Annotated in this window: 1 rRNA gene; it reads left to right on the top strand. The window is 50.4% G+C overall.

Features of this window, described 5'->3' with window-relative positions:
• Positions 1-1,181: ribosomal RNA gene (locus tag H8B04_RS16825) — 23S ribosomal RNA — on the top strand; the annotation flags it as partial.

Below are 1,181 nucleotides of genomic sequence, written 5' to 3'. Positions count from 1 at the left end.
TCGGCAGTGAGGCTTTGGGTGCTAAGGTCCAAGGCCGAGAGGGAAAGAACCCAGACCATCAGCTAAGGTCCCCAAATGTAGTCTAAGTTGAACTAACGAGGTCCGGTTGCCCAGACAGCTAGGATGTTGGCTTGGAAGCAGCCATTCATTTAAAGAGTGCGTAACAGCTCACTAGTCGAGCGACCGGGCGTGGATAATAAACGGGCATCAAGATTACTACCGAAGCTATGGATTACATCATACGATGTACTGGTAGGGGAGCATTCTATCGTCGGTGAAGCACTATGGTGATGTAGTGTGGAGATTATAGAAAAGCAAATGTAGGCATAAGTAACGATAAGGCGGGTGAGAAACCCGCCCACCGAAAGACTAAGGTTTCCTGATCAACGCTAATCGGATCAGGGTTAGTCGGGGCCTAAGGCGCAACCGAAGGGTGAAAGCCGATGGACAACTGGTTAATATTCCAGTACTTTTATATACTGCGATGTGGTGACGGAGTAGTGACACTGCCGCCAGCTGACGGAATAGCTGGTTAAAAGGCGTAGGTATTAGGACCGTAGGCAAATCCGCGGACCTAGCTGAACCCCAATAGTACTGCAAACCTTCGGGAGCGCAGATAGAGCAGGTAATCAGACTTCCAAGAAAACCCGCTAAGCTTCAGGTATATAAAACCCGTACCGTAAACCGACACAGGTAGTCGAGGAGAGAATCCTAAGGTGCTCGAGTGAGTCATGGCTAAGGAACTCGGCAAAATGGCCCTGTAACTTCGGGAGAAGGGGCGCTGTCTCTGAGAGGAGCAGCCGCAGTGAAAAGGCCCAGGCGACTGTTTAGCAAAAACATATGGCTTTGCAAAATCGAAAGATGAGGTATAAGGCCTGACACCTGCCCGGTGCTGGAAGGTTAAGAGGGGATGTTAGTCGCAAGGCGAAGCATTGAATCGAAGCCCCAGTAAACGGCGGCCGTAACTATAACGGTCCTAAGGTAGCGAAATTCCTTGTCGGGTAAGTTCCGACCTGCACGAATGGTGTAACGATCTGGGCGCTGTCTCAGCCATGAGCTCGGTGAAATTGTGGTATCGGTGAAGACGCCGATTACCCGCAACGGGACGGAAAGACCCCATGAACCTTCACTATAGCTTAACATTGAAATTGGGTACAGGATGTGTAGGATAGGCGGGAGTA

This window comes from Sphingobacterium litopenaei (genome assembly GCF_014692495.1).
In the GTDB taxonomy this organism is placed as follows: Bacteria; Bacteroidota; Bacteroidia; order Sphingobacteriales; family Sphingobacteriaceae; genus Sphingobacterium; species Sphingobacterium litopenaei.
This window is presented reverse-complemented; position numbering and strand designations above follow the sequence as displayed.